Origin of the sequence: Bradyrhizobium monzae (assembly GCF_021458635.1) — a bacterium.
In the GTDB taxonomy this organism is placed as follows: domain Bacteria; phylum Pseudomonadota; class Alphaproteobacteria; order Rhizobiales; family Xanthobacteraceae; genus Bradyrhizobium.
This window is the reverse complement of record NZ_JAIRDQ010000001.1, coordinates 1153418-1178208: the sequence shown is the minus strand read 5'-3', so window position 1 is coordinate 1178208 and position 24791 is coordinate 1153418. Positions and strand designations below refer to the sequence as shown.

Below are 24791 nucleotides of genomic sequence, written 5' to 3'. Positions count from 1 at the left end.
GTGTTGAGTCCCAAGGCCGAAGCCTTGGTTGAAAAGGGACGTTGGAAAGGAATTCAAAGCGCGGCGTCGAGTTCCATGCCTGAAAAGAGGAACGGTTTGGTCAAGCGTCGCGCGCGCCGGTGCTGCGGTCCAGCGCATCGGCTTCTGCATCGAACTGCTTCGACAGGTCGCGAAGCTTCTTCGCATCCTCGATGCTGCTGATGGTGCTGGAGAGACGCTCTGCTCTGCGGGCCTTATCCCCCAACTCGTCCGACATCCTGCCCATTGAAGAAACTTTCGCGGAAAAACCAAAGAACGATGCGCGAGCGAAAAAGTTCCATCGGCTTCGAGGTAATTGTGACCGCCGGCCTGCGGGGAATTCGGAGTGCGATCACTTCGCAGCGCTCGGCGGGACGGGCCTACGATCGGGTGATTTTAAACGCGCGTAAGCCATTGATCTCGCAACCCCCGTCTACTGTGCATGGGGTTGTTTTCATAAGTCGGGATTTGAAAGAGGCTAGCCGGCGCCCAGCGCGACCGCGACGTTGTACGTCAGGAGGCTCGCGGCATAGGCCAGCACCAGCATGTAGGCGAAGGTCGCCGCCATCCAGCCCCAGCTTCCGGTCTCGCGCCGGATCACGGCGAGCGTGGAAGCGCATTGCGGCGCGAAGATGTACCAGGCCAGCATCGACAGCGCGGTCGCGAGCGACCATTTCGTCGCCAGCACCTGGCCGATCTGCTCGGCCGCTTCCTTGCCGCCTTCGATCGCATAGACGGTGCCCAGCGCCGCGACCGCGACCTCGCGTGCCGCCATGCCCGGGATCAGCGCGACTGCGATCTGCCAGTTGAAGCCGACGGGGGCGAGCAGCGGCGCCAGCGCCTTGCCGATCATCGCGGCAAGGCTGAAGTCGATCGCGGGCTCGGTCGCGCCCGCGGGCGGCTGCGGGAACGAGGCCAGAAACCAGATCAGCACCATCATCGAGAAGATCGTGGTGCCGGCGCGCTGCAGGAACATCTTTGCGCGGGTGAAGATGCCGATCGCGATCGATTTCAGCCGCGGCATCTTGTAGTCCGGCAGCTCCAGCATGAACGGCGCCGGCGCGTAGTCGCGCAGCATGAAGAATTTGATCAGGAACGAGACGACAAGCGCGCTGGTGATGCCGGCCGCATAGAGGCCGAACATCACGAGGCCTTGCAGGTTGATGAAGCCCCAGACGTCCCTGGCCGGAATGAAGGCCGAGATGATCAGCGTGTAGACCGGAATGCGCGCCGAGCAGGTCATCAGCGGCGCGATCAGGATCGTCGTCAGCCGGTCGCGCTTGTTGTCGATGACGCGCGTCGCCATGATGCCGGGAATGGCGCAGGCAAAGCTCGACAGCAGCGGAATGAAGGCGCGGCCGTGCAGCCCCGCGCCGCCCATGATGCGGTCCATCAGGAACGCGGCGCGCGCCATATAGCCGAAATCTTCCAAGAGCAGGATGAACAGGAAGATGATGATGATCTGCGGCAGGAACACGATGACGCTGCCGACGCCCGAGATCACGCCGTTCTGCAGGAAGCTCTGCAGCAGGCCCTCTGGCAGGGTGGCGTGGACGAAGTCGCCGAGCGCGTCGAAGCCCGATTGCAGCAGCTCCATCAGCGGCTGCGCCCAGGCGAACACCGCCTGGAACATCACGAACAGGATGAGCGCGAGCACGATGAGGCCGCCGACCGGATGCAGCACGATCGCGTCGATGCGCGCGGTCCAGGTGTCGGGCCGGCTCGGCAGGCTGACGCAGTCCGAGATGATGCGGTCGGCCTCGCGCTGGGTCGCGCGCAATTCGGCGACGCTGAGCGCGCGCCAGCTGTTCTCGCCAGGCTCGGCGGCGAGCCTGGCCGAGATCTCGTCGGTCAGCGCCAACAGGTCCGCGGTGCCGCCCTTGCGCACCGCGATCGAGGTGACGACAGGCACGCCGAGCTCCTTGGCGAGCCGTTCGACGTCGACCGAGATGCCGCGGCGGCTTGCGATGTCGAACATGTTGAGCACCAGGATCATCGGCCGTCCGGTGCGCTTGAGCTCCAGCAGCAGGCGGATGGTCAGGCGCAGATTGGTCGAGTCGGCCACGCACAGCACGAGGTCGGGCACGGTCTCGCCAGACGCCTTGCCGAGCACGAAGTCGCGGGTGATCTCCTCGTCCGGGCTGCGGCCGCGCAGCGAATAGGTGCCGGGCAGGTCGACGACGGAGACCTGGCGCCCCTGCGGGGTGACGAAAAAACCTTCTTTGCGCTCGACGGTGACGCCCGGATAGTTCGCGACCTTCTGCCGGCTGCCGGTCAGGGCATTGAACAGCGAGGTCTTGCCGCTGTTTGGCGTGCCGACCAGGGCGAGATGCAGAAGGGGTAATTCCATGGAATCAGATGTCCGGCCGCAATCTCAGGCGACGATGATGGCCATGGCTTCGCGGCGGCGCACCGCGATGGTGATGTTGTCGACACGAACGGCAATCGGGTCGCGCCCGACCAGCCCCTCGTGCAGGACCTCGACCCGGGCGCCCTCGACGAAGCCAAGCTCGATCAGCCGGCTCTCGAGCTCGATGTCCGAGAGTGCCGAGCTGGCGTCCTTGGCGGAGAGGTGCTGAATGACGCCGGTATAGCCGCGCTTGGCCAGGCCCAGCGGCATCTCGCGGCGCGTATCATGGGTATCGGTCATGCCCTGTATTTTCAACGCAGGGCAGGGAGGTCAAGCGCGCACGCTCGCTGAAACTGCACCTTAGAGTGATTTTAAAGTGCAGATCACGAAGCCGTGGGCCGATCGCCCCGGCGCTACTGCGCCGGGACCTTTTCCGGCTGGATGGCGGCCATGGCGCGGGTCTTGAAGTAGTCGAGCACGAACAGGCGGATCGCCGAGGACAAATTGCCCTGCTGGCGGGCGCCGTCGATTTCGCCGACGAGCTCGGACAGCGTCATGTTGCGCAGGCCCGAGATCTCCTTCATGCCGTTCCAGAACGCCTCTTCCAGGCTGACGCTGGTCTTGTGGCCGGCAACCACGATCGAGCGCTTCACGACGGGCGACTTCATGGCTGCTCCTCGCGATCGATCCGATGCTGGTCCAGATGCGCCTTCGCCTGGTCCGCCTGCTTCTCCTCCGCCGATCGCTCGGCCTTCGTGCGGCCGAACTTCGTTCGGTTGACGTCCGCCTGCTTCGCCGATGCTTCCCGCTCGGCGCGCTTCCTGAAACGATTCAGGTTGATGACGTTCCCCATGCCGCGTCTCCATCATCCGCTCCTCTTCAGGCTGGATGAAACTTCCAGAAACAAGGCGCCGCGTTGCGCCCCGCAAGACTTGATCGTCATTCGCTCGTCCTCGTCAATCGGCCGCTCGGGCCATCAAACGATGAATTCCGCCCCGTCAAGGGCAGGCAGGCTTGCGTAACATGGATCTTCACTGCGACATTGACGGTAATCAAATCCTGCCCGTTTAGCCTCATATTTGTGAGCCTTTAGGCTCCGTATCATTACGGATGACTATCGGAATTCGGAATTCACCCCGGCCTCGTCATCTTCTCCGGCTGCACCAGGCGGTCGAATTCGTCGGCCGAGACGAAGCCGAGCCGTAGCGCCTCTTCCTTCAGCGTGGTGCCGTTGGCATGCGCGGTCTTGGCCACCTTGGCTGCGTTGTCGTAGCCGATCTTCGGCGCGAGCGCGGTCACCAGCATCAGCGAGCGCTCCATCAACTCCTTGATGTGCTTTTGGTCGGCGCGGATGCCGCTGACGCAATGCTCCGTGAATGAGCGCGCGGCGTCCGCCATCAGGCGGATCGAGTGCAGCATGTTGTAGGCGAGGACGGGCTTGTAGACGTTGAGCTCGAAATGGCCCTGGCTGCCGGCGACCGTGATCGCGGTGTGATTGCCGAACACCTGGCAGCACACCATGGTCATGGCCTCGCACTGCGTCGGGTTGACCTTGCCGGGCATGATCGACGAGCCCGGCTCGTTCTCCGGTAGGATCAATTCGCCGAGGCCCGAGCGCGGACCCGATCCGAGCAGGCGGATGTCGTTGGCGATCTTGAACAGGCCTGTCGCGACGGAATTGATGGCGCCGTGCGCCAGCACATAGGCGTCGTTCGAGGCCAGCGCCTCGAATTTGTTGGCGGCGCTGGTGAAGGGAAGTTTCGTGATCCCGGCGACGTGCTTTGCAAACAGCTTTGCGAAGCGCGGCTTGGAGTTGAGGCCGGTGCCGACGGCGGTGCCCCCCTGCGCCAGGGGATAAAGGTCCTTCACCGCGACCTTGAGCCGCGCGATGCCGCTCTCGACCTGCGCGGCATAGCCCGAGAATTCCTGGCCGAGCGTCAGCGGCGTCGCATCCTGGGTGTGGGTGCGGCCGATCTTCACGATCTTGGCGAATTCCTTTTCCTTCTTGCGCAGCGCGCGGTGCAGCTCGCCGAGGGCGGGGACGAGATCGGCGGTGACGCGGCTTGCCGCCGCAATGTGCATCGCGGTCGGGAAAGAGTCATTCGACGACTGGCTCATGTTGACGTGGTCGTTGGGATGCACCGGCTTCTTGCTGCCGAGCTCGCCTCCGAGCAGCTCGTTGGCGCGGTTGGCGATGACCTCGTTGAGGTTCATGTTGCTCTGGGTGCCCGAACCGGTCTGCCACACGACCAGCGGGAAATGATCGTCGAGCTTGCCCTCGATCACCTCGTGCGCGGCGCGGATGATTGCATTGGCGCGGCGCTTGTCGAGCAGGCCGAGCTCGAGGTTGGACTGTGCAGCCGCAAGCTTGACGATGCCGAGCGCATGCACGAGCGAGATCGGCATGCGGTCGATGCCGATGCGGAAATTCTGACGCGAGCGTTCGGTCTGCGCCCCCCAATAGCGATCGGCGGGGACCTCGATGGGACCGAAACTGTCGGTCTCGATGCGGGTCGCGGGGCGGTCGGTCTTCGCGCGGGCAGCTTTGGCCATGAGCACATCCATTCTGCCGCGCGAAACGCCGTGCGGCCCTCTTCATGTGCTCTTCTATATAGGGAGTTTGGCCGGGCGCGACGGCTTCGCGGCCAACCTAGATCATTTCTTGCGGAAACGATCGAGCCGCACGACCTCGGCGCCGCCCTGGTTCGGAGGGGTCGGTTCTTCCGCGGTCTCTGCCGTCTCAGTAGCCGACGCAGGTGCCGCGACAGCGGAAGGGGCCGGGGTCGCCGGCAAGTTCTCGCCCGCCACCTCGGCAACATCGGATGTGTCGAACTGGAGGCCGAACTTCACGGACGGATCGAGGAAGCTCTTGATGGCGCTGAACGGCACGATCAGCCGCTCCGGGATGCCGCCAAAGGACAGGCCGACCTCGAAACGGTCCTCGAGCACGGTCAGGTCCCAGAACTGGTGCTGGAGGATGATCGTCATCTCTTCCGGATATTGCGCCAGCAGCCGCGACGAGATCTTCACGCCCTCGGCCTTCGAGACGAAGGTGATGAAAAAATGATGCTCGCCCGGCAGGCCGTGGGCGGCGGCGTCGGTCAGCACCTTGCGCAGCACGCCGCGCAGCGCGTCGCGGGCCAGCACATCGTATCGGATATGATCGGTCGCCATGGTGGTCCTGTTGCATTCCAGGAGACGGGCCCTGCCGGCCCGACTCGCCAAGCCGCAATAGTACCGCGCCTGACGGGTCAGCAGGAGTCCCCGCCGGGAAGGAAATCAGAGGTAAGTGGAGGCTTCTGTTGCCAGGTGCCTCCGAACCCCGCCTAACGGAGCTTAACCCGTTAGGACTTTAAGATGGTCTTTCAAACTGCGTTACGCAGCCTGAGCAACCGGAGCAAAGTTGTCGTTGGCAACTATTGCATAGCCCGATAACGGCGGAACAATACCGGGAAAAAGTTCGCCCTTTACGCCCTCGTCGATCCTATTTCGCCCCCGCCGAAGCTCACTTGTCAGTGGGCCAAGCCCGCCGAACGATGAGCTTTGGTGGAGGCGCCGGGTACCGCCCCCGGGTCCGAATGGTTTATTGCGACGACCGTTTATTTCCATAGCCGGCGAACCGACACCCCCAATATAGGCGGCAAAGGTTTAGAAAGACAGGGGTTTGGCGCGGACGGGCCGAGGTTCCCTTTGGATAGATTTGGGCGGCCTTCGGTCTGATCTTGGCCCCGCGGTGGACCGCGTTCTAAGCTGTTGGCATGTCCCCGGATTCAGCACCGGCCGCCCAAGAGCCGGATCCTCCATCACCTCACGCCCCTCCACCCGGCCTCGCAGCGTTGTTCCTGGCCTTTGCCCGGATGTCGCTGGCCGGCTTCGGCGGCGTCCTGGTGTTTGCCCGGCACGCCATCGTCGACCAGCATCGCTGGATGACGGCGGAGGAGTTCAACGAGACCTTTGCGCTCTGCCATTTCCTGCCCGGGCCCAACATCGTCAATCTGTCGATGGTGTTCGGGTCGCGGCTGCGCGGCATCGCGGGCGGTGTTGCCGCCTTCACCGGGCTGTTGCTGCCGCCGACCCTGATCATGACCGTGCTCGCGATCATCTACGCCCGGTTTGGGGACGTGGAGGTGCTCCGCCGCATCCTAGCGGGTATCTCCTGCGCCGCGGTCGGTCTGCTGATCGCGGTGGTCTTCCGCATGATGACGCCGCTGCTCAAGCGAATGGACGTCGTGGTGATCATCCTGATGCTTGGCGTGTTCACAGCCATCGGCGTGCTTCGCTGGCCGTTGCAGGCGGTGCTGCTGGTCGCGATCCCGCTCAGCATCGGCGTCACCTATTTGATGCGGCGGAAGGTAGCAGCATGAGCAGCGAGAACCCGATCTGGGCGCTGATCTCCACCTTTGGTCTAATGTCCCTGTTCGCCGTCGGCGGCGCTGCGGCCGCGGTGCCCGAGATGCACCGCATCGCGGTCGATTTGCATCATTGGATGACCGACAAGCAGTTCGCCGACGCCTATGCGATCGCGCAGCTCTCGCCAGGTCCCAACGTGCTTATCGTCACGCTAATCGGCTATGCGGTGGCGGGCATTCCCGGCGCGCTGGCCGCAACGCTGGCGATGTGCCTGCCGACAGCGCTGCTTGCCTATTATGTCAGCCGATTGCTGAACCGGCCGAGCCAATCGCGCTGGCCCGGTCTGATCCAGGCTGCACTGGTTCCGCTATCGATCGGACTGATGGCGGCGAGTGCCCTGATCCTGGCACAGTCGACCGATCGCAATATTGCGGCGCTGCTTCTGACCGCGACGGTTGCAGTGATCGCCTCCGTCGCGCGCATCAATCCGTTGTGGCTTCTGCTCGCGGGCGGCGTGTTGGGTTTTGCTGGCATTGTGTGATGAAAATCGCTAGGCAATGATCCGGGCCGGGGATCCCTTCCAGCCGATTAGAACAACAGTGCTCGTGACTTACGGGTCGCGGAGGAGACATGCATGGCCGACACAATGGGCCACTCGGCGACAGCTACGAGAAACACGTCGGTAGCGATCGGTTTCTGCCTGCTGGCCGTCGCGCCGCAGATTTTCGAATTGATCTGGTCCATCGGGACGATCTTCGGATGGGGTGCCGGGCGGGGTCCACTGCAGGTCGTGGCCGCACATGCGACGGCGCTGGTCGCGGGCGCTCCGGCTGCGTTGCTCGCCGCGGCCGGCGGTGACACCAAGAAGGCGTCATCGGACGTGCTGCTGGCGCTGATCTATTCCTATCCGCTGTTTGCGGTGGCGATCCTCACGATCTTCATGACGATCAGATCGGCACAGGACTATGTCGGCGGAATCGTCCTGATGGCGCTCGCGCTGTTTGCGCTGTGGGCCTCGAGCGATTTGCAGGGGATGCGCGGCTTCTCCTTTGGCGCGGGTACGGCGCCGCGGATGTTTGGCGGGCTTCTCGTCGCGCTTGGCGCCGGCATCGCGTTGACCGGTCTCTTGGCTGACGGACCGGCGATGGCGCATTATTCCTGGCGCGGGCCGCTGTTCGTGATGGCCTCGATCGTCTTCTTTGCCCTGGCGATTCGTCCGCTCGGGGTGGTTGTTTCGGCGTTCGTGAGTTTCCTGATCGCGGCGTTGGGCACGCATGAGACCCGCTGGGTCGAAGCGATCATTGTCGGCGCCTGCCTGACACTCGGCTGCGCATTGCTATTCCCCTACGTGCTCGGGCTACCGATGCCGATGTTCCCGCGTTTCCTGGTTCAGTGAGGCTGTCATGGAGCTTTTTGCCAACCTCGCTCACGGTTTTGCCGTCGCCTTCTCTCCGATCAACCTCTTGATGTGCCTGATCGGCGCGCTGGTCGGCACGCTGGTCGGCGTGCTGCCCGGCATCGGCACCATCGCGACCGTCGCGATGCTGCTGCCGATCACCTTCGGTCTGCCGCCGGTCGGCGCGCTGATCATGCTCGCCGGCATTTATTATGGCGCCCAGTATGGCGGCTCGACCACCTCGATTCTGGTCAACATTCCAGGCGAAGCGACGTCGGTCGTCACCGCCATCGATGGCCACCAGATGGCCAGGCAGGGCCGCGCCGGCCCGGCGCTGGCGATCGCCGCGATCGGCTCGTTCTTCGCCGGCTGCGTCGCGACCATTTTGATCGCGGTCCTCGGCGCGCCACTCACAAAACTCGCGCTGGCATTCGGTCCGGCGGAGTATTTCTCGCTGATGGTGCTCGGCCTGATCTTCGCCGTCGTGCTCGCCAAGGGCTCGGTTCTGAAGGCGATCGCGATGATCGTGTTCGGCCTGCTGTTGTCGATGGTCGGCTCGGACATCGAAACCGGCGCTTCGCGCATGGCCTTCAACATTCCGGAGCTTGCCGACGGTCTCGGCTTCGCGACGGTGGCGATGGGCGTATTCGGCTTCGCCGAGATCATCCGCAATCTCGACGCCGGCGCCGAGATGAATCGCGATCTGGTGCAGCAGAAGATCACCGGCCTGATGCCGACCAGGAAAGACCTGATCGACTCCGCGCCTGCGATCCTGCGCGGCACCGCGCTCGGCTCGATCCTCGGCATCCTGCCCGGCGGCGGCGCGGTGATCGCGTCGTTTGCGGCCTATACGCTCGAGAAGAAGCTGGCGAAGGATCCGAGGCGGTTCGGCCGTGGCGCGATCGAGGGCGTGGCGGCGCCGGAAAGCGCCAACAACGCAGCCGCGCAGACCTCCTTCATCCCGCTGCTCACCCTCGGTATCCCGCCGAACGCGGTGATGGCGCTGATGGTGGGTGCGATGACCATTCATGGCATCGTTCCGGGGCCGCAGGTGATGCAGAAGCAGCCTGATTTGGTCTGGGGCATGATCGCGTCGATGTGGATTGGCAATCTGATGCTGATCATCATCAACCTGCCGCTGGTCGGCATCTGGGTGCGGCTGCTGCGTGTGCCGTACCGGCTGATGTTCCCCTCGATCGTGATCTTCTGCGCGATCGGCATCTACTCGGTGAACAACGCGCCGGTCGACGTCATCCTCGCAGGCGTGTTCGGTCTGGTCGGCTACTGGCTGATCAAGCACGATTTCGAGCCGGCGCCGCTGCTGCTCGGCATGGTGCTCGGACCGCTGATGGAAGAGAACCTGCGCCGCGCGCTGCTGATCTCGCGCGGCGATTGGAGCGTGTTCCTGACGCGTCCGCTGTCGGCCGTGCTGCTCGCGATCGCGGCCTTCCTGCTGGTTCTCACGTTCCTGCCCATGCTGCGCGCCAAGCGCGACGAGGTGTTCACCGAATCCGAGAACTGATCTCGCCGCGCGCAACGTCGGCGTCGCGCCTGCGTCGTCACAGCGCACTGCGTCGGCGCGCCGCATTCGGAAGTCCAATCGACTTGCGTGACAGCTTCGTGAAATGAAAATGCCGGCCTTGTGGCCGGCATTTTTGTTCATGTCGGAGAAGATCGAGATGACCTCCATTCGCGCGCTCACCGGCGCATGTGCGGCCGTGCTGGCATCGCTGTGCGGCTTTGTCGCACCGGGCGAAGCGCAGACCTATCCGACGCGCAGCATCACCATGATCGTGCCGTTTGCCGCGGGCGGCCCCACCGACGTCATCGCGCGCATCGTCACCTCGCACATGGCACAGACGCTCGGGCAGAGCATCATCATCGAGAACGTGGTCGGCGCCGGCGGCACCACCGCGACCACGCGCGCCGCGCGTGCGACCAATGACGGCTATACGCTGATCACCGGGCATATGGGCACGCACGCAGCCTCCGTGCCGCTCTATCCGAAGCTTGCCTATCATCCCGAGAAAGACTTCGAGCCGATCGCGCTGCTCGCGGGCACGCCGATCCTGATCCTGGCGCGCAAGGATTTCCCGCCGAAGGACCTCAAGGAGTTCGTCGCCTACGTGAAAGCCAACGCCGAGAAGGTGAATGCCGCGCATGCCGGTGTCGGCTCGGTCTCGCACGTCTCCTGCGAACTGCTGCACTCCATCCTCGACGTCAAGCCGGTCGGCGTGCCCTTCAACGGCACGGGTCCCGCGATGAACGCGCTGGTGGCGGGACAGGTCGACTACATGTGCGACCAGATCGTCAACGCCGTGCCGCAAATCAACGCCGGCACCATCAAGGCCTACGCGATCGCAACGCCGGAACGCAATCCGTCGCTGGCGAACGTGCCGACGACTGCGGAAGCGGGCCTGCCCACATTCCAGGCCCAGGCCTGGAATGCCATGTTCGCGCCGAAGGGAACCTCGCCTACGATTCTGGCGAGCCTGAACGCCGCCGCTGCCAAGGCGCTCGACGACGAGACCGTGAAGAAGCGCCTGCTCGAACTCGGTAGTGTTATCCCGGGTCCCGTGGAACGGACGCCGGAGGCGCTCGCCGCGCTCGTCAAATCCGAGATCGCGAAGTGGACCCCGGTGCTCAAGCCGGCAAGTTAGTCAGCACAATCAAGCCGATAGGAGAGGGGCGGGACGCCAGTTCCGCCCCTTGTCGTTTGCGCCCGGAGCACTCACTTTTCCGGGTATAATCGGCGAAGGCAGCGAATCGCCGCTGTCGCAGCGCCGGGGGCGCCGTTAAGTTCGCCGCCTCCCCAAAGGCTCTATCGCACATGCACCAGTATCAGGACCTGCTCGAGCGGATTCTTTCAGACGGCGCCGAGAAGACGGATCGGACCGGTACCGGCACGCTGTCGGTGTTCGGCCATCAGATGCGCTTCAATTTGTCCGCCGGCTTCCCGATGCTGACCACCAAGCGGCTGCCGCTGAAGGCGATCGTGCATGAGCTGCTGTGGTTCCTGAAGGGCGACACCAACATCAAATATCTGCGCGACAACGGCGTCACCATCTGGGACGAGTGGGCGGATGCCAATGGGGATCTCGGTCCGGTCTATGGCCATCAATGGCGCTCCTGGCCGGCGCCGGACGGACGCAGCATCGACCAGATCGCCAACGTCGTCGACATGATCAAGCGCAATCCGGACTCGCGCCGCCTGATCGTCTCGGCGTGGAATCCGGCCGAGGTCGACAAGATGGCGCTGCCGCCCTGTCACTGCCTGTTCCAGTTCTACGTCGCGAATGGCAAACTGTCGTGCCAGCTTTATCAGCGCTCGGCCGACGTGTTTCTCGGCGTGCCCTTCAACATCGCCTCCTATGCGCTGCTCACCATGATGGTGGCGCAGGTCACGGGCCTGAAGCCCGGCGACTTCGTGCATTCGTTCGGCGACACCCATCTTTATTCCAACCATCTGGAGCAGGCCCGGCTGCAACTTACCCGCGCGCCGCGTGCGCTGCCGGTGATGCGGATCAATCCTGACGTGAAGGGCATCTTCTCCTTCCGCTACGAGGATTTCGAGCTCGTCGGCTACGATCCGCATCCGCACATCAAGGCGGCAGTTGCGGTCTAGCGCCGATGTCGCTCAGCATTCGCCGCGCACGTCCTGACGAAGCCAGGCTCGTCCTCGATTTCGTCGGCGAGCTTGCCGCGTACGAAAAGCTGTCGCATGAGGTCGAGGCGACCGAGGCTGACATCGCGGACGCGCTGTTCGGCAGCGATCCGCGGCTGTTTTGTGCGGTCGCCGAGTGGAACGGCGAGCCCGTCGGCTTTGCGGTGTGGTTCCTGAATTTCTCGACCTTCAGCGGCCGCCACGGCATCTATCTCGAAGATCTCTATGTGCGGCCGTCACATCGGGGCAAAGGCTTCGGCAAGGCGCTGCTGGTCTATCTGGCCAAGGAATGCGTCGACAACGGCTGGTCGCGCCTGCAATGGTCGGTGCTCGACTGGAATGCGCCGTCGATCGCGTTCTACAAATCGCTTGGCGCTGTCATGCTGGACGACTGGACGCTGTGCCGCGTCTCCGGTCCTGCGCTGACGCGGCTTGCAGGGAGCGTGACCTGATGGAGATCGTCTTCGTCGTTGCGGTTGCGGAGAACGGCGTTATCGGCGCCGGCAACGCGATCCCGTGGCGATTGAAATCGGACATGGCGCGCTTCAAGGCGCTCACCATCGGCAAGCCCGTGATCATGGGTCGCAAGACCTTTGAATCCTTACCCGGGCGTCGACCGCTTCCGAACCGCACCAACATCGTGATCACGCGCGATGCGGCCTATCGCGCCGCTGGCGCTGTCGTCACGACATCGGCCGCGGATGCGGCCGCGGTTGCGCGCGGTGATGCCCTGCGGCGTTCGGCCGCTGAAATCGCGGTCATCGGTGGCGCTGAAATCTACCGGCAATGGTTCGATCGCGCCGACCGCCTGGAAATCACCGAAGTGCACGCCCGGCCGGACGGCGACACGCATTTCGACATCGACAAGGCGCAGTGGGAGGAGACGGCGCGCGTCCGCCATCCCGCCGGCCCCGACGACAGCGCCGACTACTCCTATGTGACATATCGTCGGCGGCGGTCCCATTAACCGCATTCGCCAATGTTAACATTGACTTTTCTGCCCCCGAGCTTAGCTCGGAGGATGGCGAGGCTTGCGTTGTAAGGGTCCTTTCGGTCCCCTATAAAGCCGGGCCGGACAATGCGGGCCGGCTTAAGCTCTAGTCCCGGTCTGCCGAGGAGAACGTCGAATGCCGTGGAAGAATCAGGGCGGTGGCCCGTGGGGCTCTGGTCCGAAGGGACCGTGGGGCTCAGGCCCGCAACCGGTCGGGCCGAGACCGCCGGATCTGGAAGACCTTCTGCGGCGCGGCCAGGACCGGCTGCAGCAGATCATGCCTGGCGGCTATTTCTCCGGCATCGGCATCACGCTGATCCTGCTCATCGTCGTCGCGCTCTGGCTGCTGTCGGGCTTCTTCCGCGTGCAGTCCGAAGAGCAGGGCGTCGTGCTGCGCTTCGGCAAGCATGTGCGCACCGTGGATCCGGGCCTGAACTATCATTTGCCCTATCCGATCGAGACCGTGCTGCTGCCAAAGGCGCTGCGCGTGTCCACCATTTCCATCGGCATGACACTGATCGACGACCCGGCCCGCCGCGGCCGCTCGATCCGTGACGTGCCCGAAGAGAGCCTGATGCTGACCGGCGACGAGAACATCGTCGACGTCGACTTCACCGTGCTGTGGCGCATCAAGCCCAACGGCGTCGGCAACTTCCTGTTCAACATCCAGAATCCCGAGGGCACCGTGAAGGCGGTCGCCGAAAGCGCGATGCGCGAGGTGATCGGCCGCTCCAACATCCAGCCGATCCTGACCGGCGCGCGGACGCAAACCGAAGCCACGGTGCAGGACCTGATGCAGAAGACGCTCGATAGCTACGGCGCCGGCATCCAGATCACCCAGGTGCAGATGCAGAAGGTCGATCCGCCGGCACAGGTGATCGACGCCTTCCGCGACGTGCAGGCGGCGCGCGCCAATCTCGAGCAGCTGCAAAACGAAGCGCAGACCTACGCCAACAAGGTCGTGCCGGAAGCGCGTGGAAACGCGGCGCGGATCCTGCAGGCCGCCGAGGGCTACAAGGAGCAGGCGGTTGCCGAGGCAAAGGGTCAGAGTTCACGCTTCCTGAAAGTGTACGAGGAATATAAGAAGGCACCCGACGTGACGCGTGAACGGATCTATCTGGAGACGATGGAGCGCGTGCTCGGCGGCTCGGACAAGCTGATTTATGACGGTGGTTCCTCGGGCCAGGGCATCGTGCCCTATCTGCCGCTCAATGAATTGTCGGCCAAGAAGCCCACGACAACGGGCCTGCAGTCGAGCGGAGGCACGCGATGAGGTCTCCGGTTACTGGCATCGTCGCGCTGCTCGCAGCGCTTCTGGTCGCGATTGTCGCCTACATGTCGCTGTTCACGGTGCAGCAGACCGAGCAGACCATCGTGCTGCAATTCGGCAAGCCCGTGGACGTCGTCACCGACCCCGGGCTGCACTTCAAGGCGCCCTGGAATTCCGTGATCAACATCGACAAGCGGATTCTCGACCTCGAGAACCCTTCGCAGGAGGTCATTGCCTCCGACCAGAAGCGGCTCGTGGTCGACGCGTTTGCGCGCTACCGCATCAAGGACGCGCTGCGCTTCTACCAGAGCGTCGGCTCGATCCAGGCGGCGAACCTCCAGCTCACCTCGCTGTTGAACGCGGCGCTGCGCCGCGTGCTCGGTGAGGTCAACTTCATCACCGTGGTGCGTGATGAGCGCGAGAAGCTGATGGGTCGCATCCGCGAGCAGCTCGACAGGGAGGCTGATGGTTACGGCATCGAAGTCGTCGACGTCCGGATCCGTCGCGCCGATCTGCCGGAGCAGAACAGCCAGGCGGTCTACCAGCGCATGCAGACCGAGCGTCAGCGCGAGGCAGCGGAGTTCCGCGCGCAGGGCGGCCAGAAGGCCCAGGAGATCCGCTCCAAGGCCGATCGCGAGGCAACCGTGATCATCGCCGAAGCCAACTCTCAGGCCGAGCAGACGCGCGGTGTCGGTGACGCCGAGCGCAACCGCCTGTTCGCCGAGGCCTACGGCAAGGATCCCGACTTCTTCGCATTCTACCGGTCGATGACGGCCTATGAGAACGGGCTGAAGAAGGACGACACCCGCTTCCTGCTGCGGCCGGACTCGGATTTCTTCCGGTATTTTGGTAACCCGTCCGGCAAGCCGACGACCGGGACGCCGGCGAAACCGTAAGCTAGACAAGGGCGGCAGGTTTGGCCGCCCTTCGTCCAGACAAGAACAGCACCACGGGAGGTTCCAATCCGATGAGGTCCATTGCGTTCGCCGACTTCCTCATCGGCTTAGGCATCCTGTTTGTGCTCGAAGGCTTGATGTTCGCGGCCAGCCCGAACTGGATGCGCAAGGCCATGAAGAGCGCTATTGCTACACCGGACAATATCCTGCGGGCGGTCGGGATCGGCTCGGCCGTAGCCGGCCTGATCCTGATCTGGGTGATGCGACGTCCGATCTAGCCGCGCGGCCAACGCCAAAGTGAAGGCGAGGGGCGGGTTTTCGCCGTATTATGTGGGTCTTGAGGCCCATTAAGCTCCGCGCTTGCGCCGTGCCCCTGTTCGAGCGCAGTCTTGAGGCCGAATCCTTATTCTCTGGAGACCACAATGACCGCTGCCACCATTGTTCCGACCCGCTTGCGCCAACATGCGCGATGTGGGCTGGCCGCGCTCGCCATCGGCGCTTTCAGTGTGTTCGGCTCGCCGGTGCAGGCACGCGGACCGGAAGGCATCGCCGACGTCGCTGAGAAAGTCATCGACGCCGTCGTCAACATCTCGACCTCGCAGACGGTCGAGGCCAAGGGGGGCGGTGGCAGCAACACCATGCCGCAACTGCCGCCCGGCTCGCCGTTCGAGGAATTCTTCGACGACTTCTTCAAGAACCGCAAAGGCCCCGGCGGCGGCAGCAAGGGCGGCGATAACGGCAACGGCCCGCCGCGCAAGGCCAACTCGCTCGGAAGCGGCTTCATCATCGACACATCCGGCGTCGTCGTGACCAACAACCACGTCATCGCCGATGCCGACGAGATCAACGTCATTCTCAACGACGGAACCAAGATCAAGGCCGAGCTCGTCGGTGTCGACAAGAAGACCGATCTTGCCGTCTTGAAGTTCAAGCCGCCGAAGCCGCTTGTTTCGGTGAAGTTCGGCGACTCCGACAAGCTGCGCCTGGGCGACTGGGTGGTCGCGATCGGCAACCCCTTCAGCCTCGGCGGCACAGTGACCGCGGGCATCGTCTCGGCCAAGAACCGCGACATCTCCTCGGGGCCCTATGACAGCTACATCCAGACCGACGCCGCCATCAATCGCGGCAATTCCGGAGGCCCGCTGTTCAACCTCGATGGCGACGTCGTCGGCGTCAACACCCTGATCATATCGCCCTCCGGCGGCTCGATCGGCATCGGCTTCGCGGTGCCGTCGAAGACGGTCGCCGGCGTCGTCGATCAGCTCCGTCAGTTCGGCGAATTGCGTCGCGGCTGGCTTGGCGTACGAATCCAGAGCGTCACCGACGAGATCGCCGAGAGCCTCAACATCAAGCCGGCGCGCGGCGCGCTGGTGGCCGGCGTCGACGATAAGGGCCCGGCCAAGCCGGCCGGCATCGAACCCGGTGATGTCGTCGTCAAGTTCGACGGCAAGGACGTCAAGGATCCGAAGGATCTGTCCCGTGTCGTCGCCGACACCACAGTCGGCAAGGAAGTCGACGTCATCATCATCCGCAAGGGCGAGGAGCAGACCAAGAAGGTTACGCTCGGCCGCCTGCAGGACCCGGACAAGGTGCAGGCCGCGGTGAAGACCGACGAGCCGCCGCCCGAGAAGCTGGTGACGCAGAAGGCGCTCGGCCTCGATCTCGCCGTGCTGAACAAGGATCTGCGCACGCGCTACAAGATCAAGGACAGCGTCAAGGGCGTGGTCGTCACCAATGTCGATGCCAATTCGGATGCTGCCGAGAAGCGGCTCTCTGCCGGCGACGTCATCGTCGAAGTCGCGCAGGAAGCGGTCGCGAGCGGCGCCGACATCCAGAAGCGGATCGACCAGCTCAAGAAGGACGGCAAGAAGTCCGCACTGCTGCTGGTCTCGAACGGCGATGGCGAACTGCGGTTCGTGGCGCTGAGCGTGCAGTAGTCGCGGCACAATGTCGTGGGTGGGCAAGGCGAAAGTGCGCCTTTGCCCACCGTACGGCTGCGCGCGATGTCGCAGCGACCGAAGGAACTATTCCACGAACTCGGCGCGCTTATAGCCCTGCGCATAGAGCAGCGCGGTGAGATCGCCGTGGTCGATCCGCGCAGCCGCGGCGGCCGCGACGGCAGGCTTGGCGTGATACGCCACACCCAGCCCTGCCGCCTGGATCATCGCCAGATCATTGGCGCCGTCGCCGACGACGACCGAGTCGATGTCGTCGAGATCGAACGACTCCATCAAATCCACCAGCGTCGCGAGCTTGGCGGCGCGACCCAGGATCGGCTCCTTCACTTCACCGGTGAACTTGCCGTCGCGCACGACGAGCTCGTTGGCGCGGTTCTCCTGGAAGCCGATCTTGGCGGCGACCGCGCTGGTGAACAGGGTGAAGCCGCCGGAGACGAGGCAGGTATAGGCGCCGTGGGCGCGCATGGTCGCGACCAATTCGCGGCCACCCGGGGTCAGCGTGATGCGCTTGGCCAGCACCTCGTCGACGACGCTGGCCGGGAGATCCTTCAGTAGCGCGACGCGCTCGCGCAGTGCCGGCTCGAACTCGATCTCGCCGCGCATTGCGCGTTCGGTGATGGCCGCCACGTGCGCCTTCATCCCGACGAGATCGGCGAGTTCGTCGATGCATTCCTGGCCGATCATGGTGGAATCCATGTCGGCGAGAAAAAGCTTCTTGCGCCGGACGCCGGCAGGCTGCACGACGATGTCGATGGGCAGATCGCCGCGAAGCTCGCGCAATCGCTCTTCGATGGCGTGACGGTCGCCTTCGAGGTTACTGTCGGCGCCGAAGGGGATGTCGACCGCAACCCCGTCGAACAGCCAGTGCGCGGGTGCCGCTTGCGGCAGCACGGCGCGGGCGCCGTCGACGATGGTCGAGTCGAGGGCGGGATTGGCGGGATTGCAGATCAGCGTGGCGACGAGGGACATTTGAGGTTTTCGTGAGCGAGAGGCATTCGAGCAAGGCCGTGCTTATCGCAGGCCCGACCGCTAGCGGCAAGTCGGCACTGGCGCTGGAGCTTGCGCTGAACGCGGGCGGAATCGTGATCAACGCCGATTCCATGCAGGTCTATCGCGACCTCCGCGTCATCACCGCGCGTCCCACGCAGGATGAGGAGGCGCGCGTGCCGCATCGCCTCTATGGCCATGTCGATGCGGCCGTGAACTTTTCGGCCGGCGCCTGGGTGGCTGATGCCGCGAAGGCGCTCGAAGAAGCGCGGGTCGAGGGCCGCCTGCCAATCTTCATTGGCGGCACTGGGCTGTATTTCAAGGCGCTGACGGCGGGTCTCTCGGTCGTGCCGCCGATCCCAGCGGAAATGCGTGAGGACGTACGTGCCCGGCTGGAGCGCAACGGCGTCGAGGCCCTGCATGCGGAACTCGCGCGTCGCGATCCCCGCGCTGCCGAGCGACTGAATCTCCGCGACCGCACACGCATCGCGCGCGCGCTTGAGGTGGTCGAGGCGACCGGTCGTTCGCTGCTCGACTGGCACCATGAGGGCCAGCCGCCGCTATTGCCGAAGGACAGTTTTCGCGCGGTGTTTCTCGCGCCCGGACGTGATGAGCTTTATGCCCGCATCGACGCCCGGTTCGACGTTATGCTGGGCGCTGGTGCCCAGACCGAGGTCGAGCTGCTCGCCGCTCGCGGGCTCGACCCGCTGCTGCCGGCCATGAAGGCCCACGGTGTGCCGGCGTTGATCCGCCATCTGCACGGTGAGCTCAGCCTGGAGGAGGCCGCTATGATCGGCCGGGCCGACACCCGCCACTACGCCAAGCGTCAATTCACCTGGTTCCGGCACCAGTTGCCCGCGTTCGAATGGGTGAAGCCGGAGGAGGCGAGCGGATGGCTGGCGGCCGCGGAGCGCGTTGCGCGAAACCCCGGCTGACGTGGTTTTGTGCTCGGGTTCCCGCATTTACCCCTCGCCGAACCCCGGGAACATCGTTACATTGCCAAAATCGCGCGAGAACGACCGCTTTGCCTTGACATCCGGGCTTTGGTCGCTATGTTTCGCGCAACCTTTGGGAAGCCGAGCGCCGCCATGCGTAACATTATTACCAGCATCCTTATCGCCGTCGTACCCAGGCACACCGCCGGGGATGGCTAGCTGCCATCCACATGACAGGCGGTGTGCAGGGTCCCTCTTCGGGGCCTTTTTTATTTCCCGAACCCGACACGAACGAAGCCGCTGACAACAGCGCATCCGGAGCAAGCCAATGAGCGACAAGAGCCACGATCCGAACCAGATGACCGGCGCCGCGATGATCGTCCGCGCGCTGATCGATCACGGCGTGACCGACATTTTCGGCTATCCCGGCGGCGCTGTGCTTCCGATCTATGACGAGATCTTCCAGCAGAGCGAAGTCCAGCACATCCTGGTCCGCCACGAGCAGGGCGCGGGCCACGCCGCCGAGGGCTACGCGCGTTCGACCGGCAAGCCCGGCGTCGCGCTGGTGACCTCCGGTCCCGGCGCCACCAACATGGTGACGCCGCTGACCGATGCTCTGATGGATTCGATCCCGCTGGTCTGCATCTCCGGTCAGGTGCCGACGCACCTGATCGGTAACGACGCGTTCCAGGAATGCGATACCGTCGGTATCACGCGCCCCTGCACCAAGCACAATTGGCTGGTGCGCGACGTCAACGATCTCGCAAAAGTCCTGCACGAAGCCTTCTACGTGGCGACCACGGGCCGTCCGGGCCCGGTGCTCGTCGACGTTCCCAAGGACGTCCAGTTCGCGACCGGCACCTATCATCCGCCGCGCAAGTCCGACGTGCACCGCTCCTACGCGCCACGCGTGAAGGGCGATGCGACGCAGATCCGCAAGGCCGTGTCGCTGCTGGCCGGCGCCAAGCGCCCGGTGATCTACAGCGGCGGCGGCGTCATCAATTCCGGCCCCGAGGCGACGAAGTTGCTGCGCGAGCTGGTCGAGGTTACGGGCTTCCCGATCACCTCGACGCTGATGGGCCTGGGTGCCTATCCGGCGTCGGGCAAGAACTGGCTCGGCATGCTCGGCATGCACGGCACCTACGAAGCCAACATGACCATGCATGATTGCGACGTCATGCTGTGCGTCGGCGCGCGCTTCGACGATCGCATCACCGGCCGTGTCGATGCGTTCTCGCCGAACTCGAAGAAAATCCACATCGACATCGATCCGTCCTCGATCAACAAGAACATCCGCGTCGACGTGCCGATCATCGGCGATTGCGGCAACATCCTCGGCGACATCCTCCAGGTGTTCAAGGCCGAGGCGAAGAAGCCGGACATCAAGACCTGGTGGCAGCAGATCGCGCAATGGCGCGCCCGCAACTCGCTCTATTACAAGAAGAGCAACGACGTCATCCTGCCGCAGCACGCGATCCAGAGCCTGTTCGAGCTGACGCGCGGCAAGGACACCTACATCACGACCGAAGTCGGTCAGCATCAGATGTGGGCGGCGCAGTTCTACGGCTTCGAGGAGCCGCACCGCTGGATGACGTCGGGCGGTCTCGGCACCATGGGCTACGGCCTGCCGGCCGCGATTGGCGTGCAGGTCGCCCATCCCGACAGCCTCGTCATCGACATCGCGGGCGACGCCTCGGTGCAGATGACGATGCAGGAGATGTCGACGGCGGTTCAGTACGAGCTGCCGATCAAGATCTTCATCCTGAACAACCAGTACATGGGCATGGTGCGGCAGTGGCAGCAGTTGCTCCACGGCAACCGGCTGTCGCATTCCTACTCGGAGGCGCTGCCGGATTTCGTCAAGCTCGCGGAAGCCTATGGCGGGGTCGGTCTCCAGGTCACAAAGCCTGCCGATCTCGAAGGTGCCATCAAGGAGATGATCTCGGTCAAACGCCCGGTGCTGTTCGACTGCCGCGTCGCGGCGCTGGAAAACTGCTTCCCGATGATCCCCTCCGGCAAGGCGCACAACGAGATGCTGTTGCCCGAGCAGGCCAACGACGAAGCCACGGCCAAAGCGTTCGCCGGCGGCAAGGCGCTGGTGTGAGCCCATGTTCGACCTGACGGAGCTCGAGCGCGCACATGCGATCGTGGGGCGGGCGGTCCCGGCGACGCCGGCGCGCGGCTGGCCCTTGCTCGCTGCGCGGCTCGGCACTGAAGTCGTGGTCAAGCACGAGAACCACACGCCGATCGGCGCGTTCAAGGTGCGCGGAGGCCTCGTCTATCTCGACCGTCTCAAGCACGAGAGTCCGAACACGCCCGGCATCATCTCGGCGACGCGCGGCAATCACGGCCAGAGCCTGGCCTTTGCCGCGAGCCGTCACGGCCTGCCCGCGGTGATCTATGTGCCGCGCGGCAACTCGGTCGAGAAGAACCGCGCGATGAAGGCTTTCGGCGCGGAGCTGGTCGAGTACGGCGAGGATTTTCAGGCCGCGCGCGAGGAGGCCGAGCGCCGCGCGCAGTTCGCTGGGCTCCACATGGTGCCGTCGTTCCACCCGGATCTGGTGCTGGGCGTTGCGACCTACGCGCTCGAGCTGTTTCGGACCGCACCCGACCTCGACATTCTCTATGTGCCGATCGGGCAGGGCTCCGGCATCTGCGGCTGCATCATGGCGTGCGATCTCCTGGGCCTGAAGACCGAGATCGTCGGCGTGCAGTCGACGGAAGCGCCGTCCTATGCGCTGTCGTTCGCGGCGGGCAAGATCGTGGCGACTGAGACCGCCAACACGCTCGCTGATGGCATGGCGACGCGCATCCCGGATGCAGATGCGCTCGCGCTGATCCGCAAGGGTGCCTCGCGCATCGTCCAGGTGACCGACGACGAGGTTGCCGCCGCGATCCGCGCCTACTGGACCGATACGCACAATCTCGCCGAGGGTGCCGGTGCCGCCGCGCTCGCCGCGGCGCTGCAAGAAAAGAGCAAGCTGAGGGGCAGGCGCGTCGGTCTCGTGCTGTCCGGTGGCAATATCGATTTCGATCTGTTCCGCCGTTGGGTCGGGACGGACGCGCCAGCGATGGCGTGAGGCAGAGACCAGAGGGGACGACAATGAACCAGCCCGCATCCGCCTACTTCATCGAAGAGCGTCACGATCCGAACGAGACGCACACGCTTGCGGTGCTCGTGCAGAACGAGCCCGGCGTGCTCGCCCGCGTCATCGGCCTGTTCTCGGGCCGCGGCTACAACATCGAGAGCCTCACGGTTTCGGAGACTGAAGCGCAGAAGCATCTCTCGCGCATCACCATCGTCACCACGGGCACACCGATGGTGATCCAGCAGATCAAGCACCAGCTCGATCGCATGATCCCGGTCTACCAGGTCGTCGACATGACCCAGACCAAGCGCTCGATCGAGCGTGAGCTTGCGATGGTGAAGGTGCGCGGGCAGGGCGAGCATCGCGTCGAGGCGTTGCGGCTGGCGGATGCGTTCCGCGCCCGCGTCATCGACGCCACCACCGAGAGCTTCGTGTTCGAAATCACAGGCAATACGGACAAGATCAATCAGTTTATCGACCTGATGCGCCCGCTCGGCCTTGTCGAGGTGTCGCGCACCGGCGTTGCCGCGATCGGCCGCGGGCCTGAAGGGATGTGAACCATGCTGGCGCGCGACTGGTACTACAACGAGCGGAACCGGATGGGCATCGAGCCCGCGGTGGCGTCGATCTACGACGCCCACGACGATGCCGATCTGCGGGCGCGCGCCGCGCTGAAAATGCTGGGAGTCCAGCGCGGCTGGCGCATCGCCGACATCGGCTGCGGCAACGGCGTGCTGGCCACCGAAGCCGCGTTGATGGGTGCCCAAGTCGATGCCATCGACATCTCGCCGGCGATGCTGGCGCTGGCCGAGATCTATGCCCGCGACCGCAAGGCGCCTGTCCGCACGCAATCGGCCGGCCTGCTCAGTTTTGCTTACCAGCCCGAATCCTACGATCTGATCGTCAGCGAGTTCACGCTGCATCATCTGCCGGATTTCTGGAAGGCAGTCGCAATGTCGCGGATTCTTCGCGCGCTGAAACCGGGGGCGACCTTCTATCTCCGCGACATCGTCTACGCCTCGATGCCCGACGCGGTCGAGCGCGATGTCGAGCAATGGGCCGACTACCATATCAAGAACCATGATTTCTCGCGCGAGAGCGTGGTGACGCATATGCGCGACGAATATTCGACCTTCGGCTGGGTGATGGAGCGGATGCTGACCGATGTCGGCTTCACGCTGGTCTCGGCCGACTATCACGCACCGATGCACGGGACTTATCTCCTGCGCAAACCGAAAGCCGGCGAGCAAGGCTAGACGAGAAGAACAAGCAGGGCTGCACGACAGGGCAGAACCGGAAACAACAATGAAGCCCGCCGACATCCTCATCGCCCTCATGGTGGCGATCATCTGGGGGTTTGCCTTTGTGGCGAGCCGGATCGCGCTCGACGAGTTTTCGCCGGAGCTGATGACGGCGATGCGCTTTTCGATCGCCGCGGTGCCGTGCCTGTTCATTCCCAAGCCGAAGGTCGCCTGGTCGCTCCTCATCGCCATCAGCTTTACGCTGTTCCTCGGTCAGTTCCTGAGCCAGGCTTACGGCATAGCCCATGGCGTTCCGGTGGGCCTGACCAGCGTCGTGGTGCAGAGCCAGGCGCTGTTCACGATCGGCTTCGCGGCGCTCGTCTTCGGCGAGCGCCCGGCGCCGGCGCAGACGCTCGGCATCGTCATCGCAGCGATCGGGCTGCTGATGATCTGCGGCACCGTCGGGTATGATTTCAGCGTCGGCGCCTTCGCGGTGCTGATGATCGCGCCGATCTGCTTTGCCGTCGGCAATCTCCTGCTGCGCGGTGCCCGCGGCGCGCCGATGTTCGATCTGTTCGCCTGGCTGTGCCTCGTCGCCGCGGTACCGCTGTTCGCACTCGCGCTGGTCGTGAACGGGCCGACGCAGACTTTCCAGTCGCTGATCCATATGTCGCTCACCGGCCTGATCTGCCTGCTGGTGATCGGAGCGATCTCGACCAGCATCGCCTATTGGCTGTGGGGGCGGCTGCTGCGTGATTATCCTGCTGCACAGGTGGTGCCGTTCGCGCTGCTGGTGCCGTTCGTCGGCTCGGCTGCGTCCAGCATCGTGTTCGGCGAACGGTTCGGGCCGCTCCGCCTTGCCGGCATGGTGACGGTCATCGGCGGCATCGCAGTGATGGTGCTGGTCAGGCGGCCCAAGGCGTTACCCAAAGAACCGCTTGCGAAAATCGCGTGAGGTGAATATGGCCTACTCGCTGTTCTATGCTTTCCTCGCCTTCATGGTGGTGATGTACTTCACCCCCGGGCCGAACAACATCATGCTGTTGTCCTCCGGCCTGACCTACGGCTTCCGTCGCACCATTCCGCACATCGTCGGCGTCGTCCTCGGCTTTGCCTTCATGGTCGCCACCGTCGGCCTCGGGCTCGGCACGGTGTTTCTGGCCTATCCGATCCTCGAGACCATCCTGAAATATGCCGGCGCCGCCTACCTGATTTACCTTGCTGCCGTGATCGCCATGTCCGGCCCGGCCAAGCCGGGCGAGGGAGACGGTCGCGGCCCGATGACCTTCTGGGGCGCCGCCATGTTCCAGTGGATCAATGCCAAGGGCTGGGTGATCGTGATCGGCACCATCACGGCTTACGCGGCCATTGCCCAGTTCCCGATCAACATCGCCATCCAGACCCTGATCAGCCTGCTGGTCGGCACGATCTCGACGGTGGTTTGGGCCTTCTTCGGCACTGCACTACGACCGGTGCTGACCTCGGAGCGGCTGGTCCGCGCCTTCAATATCCTGATGGCGCTCCTGCTGCTCGCCTCCCTCTACCCCGTTTTCATGGATGCATGATGTCGCGGATTTCCATGCAGAAACGGGTTTCCCTAAGGGCTGAAAATGCTCTAGACAGCCCCCGAAATCCGCAAATTTCAC

Annotated in this window: 27 protein-coding genes and 1 other RNA gene; 19 read left to right on the top strand and 9 right to left on the bottom strand. The window is 64.2% G+C overall.

The window, feature by feature from the left end; translation table 11 throughout:
* Nucleotides 1-100: 100 nt before the first annotated feature.
* From K3F49_RS05810 to ssrA, 8 genes are all read right to left on the bottom strand, one after another.
* Nucleotides 101-256, bottom strand: coding sequence for a hypothetical protein (locus K3F49_RS05810; protein ID WP_234679926.1), 156 nt, complete (start codon nucleotides 254-256; stop codon nucleotides 101-103).
* Between the two features lie 240 nt (nucleotides 257-496).
* Complete coding sequence (gene feoB / locus K3F49_RS05805; protein ID WP_234679925.1) at nucleotides 497-2368, bottom strand: ferrous iron transporter B; 1872 nt, start codon at nucleotides 2366-2368, stop codon at nucleotides 497-499.
* A gap of 24 nt (nucleotides 2369-2392) precedes the next feature.
* Nucleotides 2393-2668, bottom strand: coding sequence for a FeoA family protein (locus K3F49_RS05800; RefSeq protein WP_234679924.1), 276 nt, complete (start codon nucleotides 2666-2668; stop codon nucleotides 2393-2395).
* A gap of 113 nt (nucleotides 2669-2781) precedes the next feature.
* Nucleotides 2782-3036, bottom strand: coding sequence for a ribbon-helix-helix domain-containing protein (locus tag K3F49_RS05795; protein ID WP_234679923.1), 255 nt, complete (start codon nucleotides 3034-3036; stop codon nucleotides 2782-2784).
* Entirely contained in the window at nucleotides 3033-3221 is a 189-nt protein-coding gene (locus tag K3F49_RS05790; RefSeq protein ID WP_194480248.1) for a DUF4169 family protein, read from the bottom strand. The genes K3F49_RS05795 and K3F49_RS05790 overlap by 4 nt, the downstream gene beginning before the upstream one ends.
* A gap of 278 nt (nucleotides 3222-3499) precedes the next feature.
* Nucleotides 3500-4933, bottom strand: a complete 1434-nt coding sequence (gene fumC / locus K3F49_RS05785; protein ID WP_234679922.1) for a class II fumarate hydratase — start codon at nucleotides 4931-4933, stop codon at nucleotides 3500-3502.
* Nucleotides 4934-5023: 90 nt separating this feature from the next.
* Nucleotides 5024-5542: an SspB family protein gene (locus tag K3F49_RS05780; protein ID WP_234679921.1), complete on the bottom strand. Its 519-nt coding sequence runs from the start codon at nucleotides 5540-5542 to the stop codon at nucleotides 5024-5026.
* Between the two features lie 114 nt (nucleotides 5543-5656).
* Nucleotides 5657-6031, bottom strand: a transfer-messenger RNA (tmRNA) gene (gene ssrA / locus K3F49_RS05775).
* Nucleotides 6032-6126: 95 nt separating this feature from the next.
* Here ssrA and K3F49_RS05770 point away from each other — a divergent pair.
* The 12 genes from K3F49_RS05770 (at nucleotide 6127) to K3F49_RS05715 (ending at nucleotide 16872) form a co-directional block, all read left to right on the top strand.
* Nucleotides 6127-6732 (top strand): chromate transporter, encoded by a 606-nt coding sequence (locus K3F49_RS05770; protein ID WP_234679920.1) that lies wholly within the window; start codon nucleotides 6127-6129, stop codon nucleotides 6730-6732.
* Nucleotides 6729-7259: a chromate transporter gene (locus tag K3F49_RS05765; RefSeq protein WP_234679919.1), complete on the top strand. Its 531-nt coding sequence runs from the start codon at nucleotides 6729-6731 to the stop codon at nucleotides 7257-7259. The genes K3F49_RS05770 and K3F49_RS05765 overlap by 4 nt, the downstream gene beginning before the upstream one ends.
* A gap of 93 nt (nucleotides 7260-7352) precedes the next feature.
* Nucleotides 7353-8114 carry a tripartite tricarboxylate transporter TctB family protein gene (locus K3F49_RS05760; protein WP_234679918.1) on the top strand — a complete coding sequence of 254 codons (762 nt, stop codon included), beginning with the start codon at nucleotides 7353-7355 and terminating at the stop codon, nucleotides 8112-8114.
* A gap of 7 nt (nucleotides 8115-8121) precedes the next feature.
* Complete coding sequence (locus tag K3F49_RS05755) at nucleotides 8122-9636, top strand: tripartite tricarboxylate transporter permease (RefSeq protein ID WP_234679917.1); 1515 nt, start codon at nucleotides 8122-8124, stop codon at nucleotides 9634-9636.
* 157 nt (nucleotides 9637-9793) lie between these two features.
* Entirely contained in the window at nucleotides 9794-10774 is a 981-nt protein-coding gene (locus K3F49_RS05750; protein WP_234679916.1) for a tripartite tricarboxylate transporter substrate-binding protein, read from the top strand.
* 170 nt (nucleotides 10775-10944) lie between these two features.
* On the top strand, nucleotides 10945-11739 hold the full coding sequence (locus tag K3F49_RS05745; protein WP_234679915.1) for a thymidylate synthase: 795 nt from the start codon (nucleotides 10945-10947) through the stop codon (nucleotides 11737-11739).
* Between the two features lie 5 nt (nucleotides 11740-11744).
* Nucleotides 11745-12230: a GNAT family N-acetyltransferase gene (locus K3F49_RS05740; RefSeq protein ID WP_234679914.1), complete on the top strand. Its 486-nt coding sequence runs from the start codon at nucleotides 11745-11747 to the stop codon at nucleotides 12228-12230.
* The gene (locus K3F49_RS05735) at nucleotides 12230-12745 is read left to right on the top strand and encodes a dihydrofolate reductase (protein ID WP_234679913.1); all 516 of its coding nucleotides are present in this window, start codon (nucleotides 12230-12232) and stop codon (nucleotides 12743-12745) included. Before K3F49_RS05740 ends, K3F49_RS05735 begins: the two co-directional genes overlap by 1 nt.
* 160 nt (nucleotides 12746-12905) lie before the next feature.
* Entirely contained in the window at nucleotides 12906-14042 is a 1137-nt protein-coding gene (hflK, locus tag K3F49_RS05730; RefSeq protein WP_234679912.1) for an FtsH protease activity modulator HflK, read from the top strand.
* Nucleotides 14039-14935, top strand: a complete 897-nt coding sequence (gene hflC, locus K3F49_RS05725) for a protease modulator HflC (protein WP_234679911.1) — start codon at nucleotides 14039-14041, stop codon at nucleotides 14933-14935. The genes hflK and hflC overlap by 4 nt, the downstream gene beginning before the upstream one ends.
* Nucleotides 14936-15006: 71 nt before the next feature.
* Nucleotides 15007-15213, top strand: coding sequence for a DUF2065 domain-containing protein (locus tag K3F49_RS05720; protein WP_057747247.1), 207 nt, complete (start codon nucleotides 15007-15009; stop codon nucleotides 15211-15213).
* A 144-nt stretch (nucleotides 15214-15357) separates the two neighbouring features.
* Entirely contained in the window at nucleotides 15358-16872 is a 1515-nt protein-coding gene (locus K3F49_RS05715) for a Do family serine endopeptidase (RefSeq protein WP_234679910.1), read from the top strand.
* 87 nt (nucleotides 16873-16959) lie between these two features.
* On the opposite strand, the gene serB is transcribed toward K3F49_RS05715, so the two are convergent.
* A complete protein-coding gene (gene serB, locus K3F49_RS05710; protein WP_234679909.1) occupies nucleotides 16960-17862 on the bottom strand; it encodes a phosphoserine phosphatase SerB in 903 nt (300 codons plus the stop codon).
* A gap of 11 nt (nucleotides 17863-17873) precedes the next feature.
* Here serB and miaA point away from each other — a divergent pair, with 11 nt between their 5' ends.
* The 7 genes from miaA to K3F49_RS05675 all read left to right on the top strand — a co-directional run bounded on the left by miaA (nucleotide 17874) and on the right by K3F49_RS05675 (nucleotide 24710).
* Entirely contained in the window at nucleotides 17874-18815 is a 942-nt protein-coding gene (miaA, locus tag K3F49_RS05705) for a tRNA (adenosine(37)-N6)-dimethylallyltransferase MiaA (RefSeq protein ID WP_234679908.1), read from the top strand.
* Between the two features lie 328 nt (nucleotides 18816-19143).
* Nucleotides 19144-20919, top strand: a complete 1776-nt coding sequence (locus tag K3F49_RS05700; RefSeq protein ID WP_234679907.1) for an acetolactate synthase 3 large subunit — start codon at nucleotides 19144-19146, stop codon at nucleotides 20917-20919.
* Between the two features lie 4 nt (nucleotides 20920-20923).
* Complete coding sequence (locus K3F49_RS05695; RefSeq protein ID WP_234679906.1) at nucleotides 20924-21895, top strand: threonine dehydratase; 972 nt, start codon at nucleotides 20924-20926, stop codon at nucleotides 21893-21895.
* A gap of 23 nt (nucleotides 21896-21918) precedes the next feature.
* A complete protein-coding gene (gene ilvN / locus K3F49_RS05690) occupies nucleotides 21919-22461 on the top strand; it encodes an acetolactate synthase small subunit (RefSeq protein WP_234679905.1) in 543 nt (180 codons plus the stop codon).
* Nucleotides 22462-22464: 3 nt separating this feature from the next.
* A complete protein-coding gene (locus tag K3F49_RS05685) occupies nucleotides 22465-23160 on the top strand; it encodes a class I SAM-dependent methyltransferase (protein WP_234679904.1) in 696 nt (231 codons plus the stop codon).
* A 49-nt stretch (nucleotides 23161-23209) separates the two neighbouring features.
* On the top strand, nucleotides 23210-24100 hold the full coding sequence (locus K3F49_RS05680) for an EamA family transporter (RefSeq protein WP_234679903.1): 891 nt from the start codon (nucleotides 23210-23212) through the stop codon (nucleotides 24098-24100).
* Nucleotides 24101-24107: 7 nt separating this feature from the next.
* Entirely contained in the window at nucleotides 24108-24710 is a 603-nt protein-coding gene (locus K3F49_RS05675) for a LysE family translocator (protein WP_234679902.1), read from the top strand.
* Nucleotides 24711-24791 lie beyond the last annotated feature (81 nt).

Coding starts and splice junctions, on each gene's coding strand:
- serB (WP_234679909.1), bottom strand. CDS start 17,862: ATGTCCCTCGTCGCCACGCTGATCTGCAATCCCGCCAATCCCGCCCTC.
- K3F49_RS05745 (WP_234679915.1), top strand. CDS start 10,945: ATGCACCAGTATCAGGACCTGCTCGAGCGGATTCTTTCAGACGGCGCC.
- K3F49_RS05685 (WP_234679904.1), top strand. CDS start 22,465: ATGCTGGCGCGCGACTGGTACTACAACGAGCGGAACCGGATGGGCATC.
- K3F49_RS05760 (WP_234679918.1), top strand. CDS start 7,353: ATGGCCGACACAATGGGCCACTCGGCGACAGCTACGAGAAACACGTCG.
- hflC (WP_234679911.1), top strand. CDS start 14,039: ATGAGGTCTCCGGTTACTGGCATCGTCGCGCTGCTCGCAGCGCTTCTG.
- K3F49_RS05810 (WP_234679926.1), bottom strand. CDS start 256: ATGTCGGACGAGTTGGGGGATAAGGCCCGCAGAGCAGAGCGTCTCTCC.
- K3F49_RS05770 (WP_234679920.1), top strand. CDS start 6,127: ATGTCCCCGGATTCAGCACCGGCCGCCCAAGAGCCGGATCCTCCATCA.
- K3F49_RS05695 (WP_234679906.1), top strand. CDS start 20,924: ATGTTCGACCTGACGGAGCTCGAGCGCGCACATGCGATCGTGGGGCGG.
- K3F49_RS05680 (WP_234679903.1), top strand. CDS start 23,210: ATGAAGCCCGCCGACATCCTCATCGCCCTCATGGTGGCGATCATCTGG.
- feoB (WP_234679925.1), bottom strand. CDS start 2,368: ATGGAATTACCCCTTCTGCATCTCGCCCTGGTCGGCACGCCAAACAGC.
- hflK (WP_234679912.1), top strand. CDS start 12,906: ATGCCGTGGAAGAATCAGGGCGGTGGCCCGTGGGGCTCTGGTCCGAAG.
- K3F49_RS05800 (WP_234679924.1), bottom strand. CDS start 2,668: ATGACCGATACCCATGATACGCGCCGCGAGATGCCGCTGGGCCTGGCC.
- K3F49_RS05755 (WP_234679917.1), top strand. CDS start 8,122: ATGGAGCTTTTTGCCAACCTCGCTCACGGTTTTGCCGTCGCCTTCTCT.
- K3F49_RS05765 (WP_234679919.1), top strand. CDS start 6,729: ATGAGCAGCGAGAACCCGATCTGGGCGCTGATCTCCACCTTTGGTCTA.
- K3F49_RS05715 (WP_234679910.1), top strand. CDS start 15,358: ATGACCGCTGCCACCATTGTTCCGACCCGCTTGCGCCAACATGCGCGA.
- K3F49_RS05720 (WP_057747247.1), top strand. CDS start 15,007: ATGAGGTCCATTGCGTTCGCCGACTTCCTCATCGGCTTAGGCATCCTG.
- K3F49_RS05675 (WP_234679902.1), top strand. CDS start 24,108: ATGGCCTACTCGCTGTTCTATGCTTTCCTCGCCTTCATGGTGGTGATG.
- ilvN (WP_234679905.1), top strand. CDS start 21,919: ATGAACCAGCCCGCATCCGCCTACTTCATCGAAGAGCGTCACGATCCG.
- K3F49_RS05750 (WP_234679916.1), top strand. CDS start 9,794: ATGACCTCCATTCGCGCGCTCACCGGCGCATGTGCGGCCGTGCTGGCA.
- K3F49_RS05740 (WP_234679914.1), top strand. CDS start 11,745: ATGTCGCTCAGCATTCGCCGCGCACGTCCTGACGAAGCCAGGCTCGTC.
- K3F49_RS05735 (WP_234679913.1), top strand. CDS start 12,230: ATGGAGATCGTCTTCGTCGTTGCGGTTGCGGAGAACGGCGTTATCGGC.
- K3F49_RS05780 (WP_234679921.1), bottom strand. CDS start 5,542: ATGGCGACCGATCATATCCGATACGATGTGCTGGCCCGCGACGCGCTG.
- K3F49_RS05795 (WP_234679923.1), bottom strand. CDS start 3,036: ATGAAGTCGCCCGTCGTGAAGCGCTCGATCGTGGTTGCCGGCCACAAG.
- fumC (WP_234679922.1), bottom strand. CDS start 4,933: ATGGATGTGCTCATGGCCAAAGCTGCCCGCGCGAAGACCGACCGCCCC.
- K3F49_RS05790 (WP_194480248.1), bottom strand. CDS start 3,221: ATGGGGAACGTCATCAACCTGAATCGTTTCAGGAAGCGCGCCGAGCGG.
- K3F49_RS05700 (WP_234679907.1), top strand. CDS start 19,144: ATGAGCGACAAGAGCCACGATCCGAACCAGATGACCGGCGCCGCGATG.